At 45.5% G+C, this 2,734-nt stretch carries 3 protein-coding genes; 1 reads left to right on the top strand and 2 read right to left on the bottom strand.

Translation table 11 applies throughout. The features are described 5' to 3' along the window. Positions 1–1,353: HEAT repeat domain-containing protein (locus GX089_16180; GenBank protein NLP04033.1), on the bottom strand; the 1,353-nt coding region annotated here is incomplete at its 3' end. A gap of 204 nt (positions 1,354–1,557) precedes the next feature. Between GX089_16180 and GX089_16185 the strand changes: the two genes are divergently transcribed. Next, a complete protein-coding gene (locus GX089_16185) occupies positions 1,558–2,364 on the top strand; it encodes an amidohydrolase family protein (protein NLP04034.1) in 807 nt (268 codons plus the stop codon). Here the strand turns inward: GX089_16185 and GX089_16190 are convergent. Continuing rightward, positions 2,342–2,734, bottom strand: a 393-nt coding sequence (locus tag GX089_16190; GenBank protein ID NLP04035.1) for a cyclic nucleotide-binding domain-containing protein, incomplete at its 5' end; no start/stop codon positions are given. The two genes, GX089_16185 and GX089_16190, sit on opposite strands and share 23 nt — an antisense overlap.

The raw sequence follows: 2,734 nt of genomic DNA on the forward strand, positions 1-2,734 counted from the left end.
CACAGCAACAGCTCTTACATGAGCATTGATATCTCTGAGCAACCCGCTAAGGAGCCTGAGAGCGTTATCATCTGTTAACTCACACAGCCCGAATGCAGCATGTTTTCGAATCAGAGGATTTGGCTGATTTACAGCATTACTGAGTTGAGTAAACCCCTCCTTTCCCATTAAGGCCAGCGTTCTTGCCGCCTCGAGACCGGGCCATAGCATAATGTTAATCTCTGAGGAATCGATCCACACAGGAGCAGGTTTTTCGGAATTCACAGTGTCTGAAAGAAGCTCTGTAAGCAGTGGAATCGCTGAAGCAGCCCATTGTCCCATGCCCCCTGTGAGTCTCGCAGCTCTGCTTCGTTCTCTCCAATCCGCAGACTTAAGTGAAGCCATAAGTGAGGAAACCGAAACATCAGAAGGAATAGTGGTAAAAGGGACCACCCGCTTAACGACCTTATCTCCCGCTGAGTTATCACTGACACCATCTGTTTCACTTACAACAGTCCTCTGCACCTGAAAACCGGTTTCCATTTCCTGCTGACCGGTGTTCCTTTTGTAAGGTACTCCATCGATCTCCTTTATCAAACGCTTTATAAGGTTTATTACTGTTCCGTCAGAATTCAAACTTATGTAACGCTGATTCTCCGATTCTATTATCCCGGTAAAAGAGATACCGTCCTTAAGCACGATTTCCACTTTTCCATCGGTTTTTTTTTGGGGGACCGGCACTGAAACTGCAGCTTCTTTTTTCTCCTCAGGCCTGGTTTTCTTTGCAGGAGAGACTTTCTTTTCAGGGACAGAAGCCGGCGTATTATCTACAGGTTTGTTGTCATTTACAGGGGTGATTTTCTTTTCCTGAGTATCCGGCAGATTATTCACTGCCTGTGCCCGGGAAAGTACTGCTTTTTTCTCTGCAACTCTAACCTCGGGGCTTTTCCCGCTGTCAATCTCGGCAATTATGTTTTTAAAGATGTTGACACGGGCTCCTTTGGAATTAAACGCAATCACCTTATCAGTCTCGGAAATGATGGTGCCTTTGAAGATATTTCCGTTTTTCAGCTTGATTGTTATCTCACCGGGAGTGTGTTCTTCATTTTTCACCGATACAGCCTGAACCTGTGGAGTATCTGAGGGCAAACTGTAACGTACTCCATCCTTTTCCGTAACCATCCTTTTAAGGATACTCACATTTGTACTGCCGATTCTCAATACAAAAAAGTTTTCATTTTCAGAAACCATTTCCCCTTCGTAAACAGTTCCGTTCTTCACCCGCAAAGATGTAGACGGGCCCGCGGCAAATGAGTGGCAGAATACAACCATCACTGCTATCAGGATTCCATAAGCACTTCTGTAAAACATCATCTCTCTCCTGAATCGTTTTCCTGCAAAAGCCCCTGCAGGAATCACGATACCAATAACAAACACAACTGTCTGAAACAATCAGGACATCGCCTCAACACATATCATTTTCATTATATTATTCCGCAGACCCTTTGTCCTTCTATCATCTTCTTCCTTCTGTTCTCTGCCTTCAGCCCTTGTCCTGAACTATTTTTATTATAGAAAATGAAAGTAATCGATTTCCATACACACATTTTTCCCGATGAACTTGCTCCGAGGGCCATTTCCGTTCTGCTGGCCAATTCAAAAGAATCCCGTAATTATACAAATGGTACATATAAGGAACTGCAAAAATCAATGCAGACAAACGGAATAAGTACCTCCGTCCTTCTACCTGTAGCTACAAAGCCTTCTCAGGTCACTACAATCAACAGATCATGCCTTGATCTCAAAGGAAACGGCACAGTACCCTTTGGTTCTCTGCATCCTGAAACTAAAAACATAGAGGAAGAGATCTCTTTTCTTCTCAAGGCCGGGATCCCTGGAGTGAAGTTCCATCCGGAATATCAGGATTTCTATGTAGATGATCCCTCTTATTTCGGTATATATGAGCAGATCAGCGCTGCAGGACTGATAGCTGTATTTCATACAGGCAAAGATCCGGGGCCCTTCACCTGTGATCACTGCCTTCCTGACGCACTGGCAAGGGTTCATCGCAACTTTCCACGATTGCGCATAGTCGCTGCACACATGGGTGGATGGAGGGTCTGGGATGATGTCCGGAAATATCTCTGCGGATTACCCATTTACTTCGACACCTCAGCAGTATGCCATCTTCTCCCACCGGATGATTTTGTGAAACTTGCCCGTAAACACGGTATCGAACGGGTGCTTTTCGGGTCTGATTCCCCCTGGTTTGATCAGGGAGAATCAAGAAGATGGATAGAGGAACTGGCACTGACAGACAGCGAAAAAGAGATGATCCTGAGTAAAAACACACAGAGACTGCTTACAGGGGAGATTGAGGACTAATCTGGGGATTGCCCTTGCTGTCGTGCTTACCATAATGCAGAAGAATCTCGTTGGTATGGAAAAGTCTCCTTGCAAGCTCACGGGCAATATTAAGAATGAGCATTGAAAAGATCCCCTTGTCCTCATCAAATATCTCCATCAGGGTGTTTCGGCTCAGCACAAGCAGCACTGCATCCTCGGTAACCACTGCTGATGCGCTGTGATTAAGAATGCCTATTACAGATACTTCGCCTATACAGCCTCCGGGCCCGAATTCAATCAACTCAAGTGGTTCACTCCTGAAACCCAGATAAATAGACACCCTGCCGCTCAGGATTATGAATATCTCTGTGGCAGGTGTGTTTTCCTCCAGAATAACCTCCCCCGCCCC

This window comes from Fibrobacter sp., from assembly GCA_012523595.1.
GTDB lineage: Bacteria > Fibrobacterota > Chitinivibrionia > Chitinivibrionales > Chitinispirillaceae > JAAYIG01.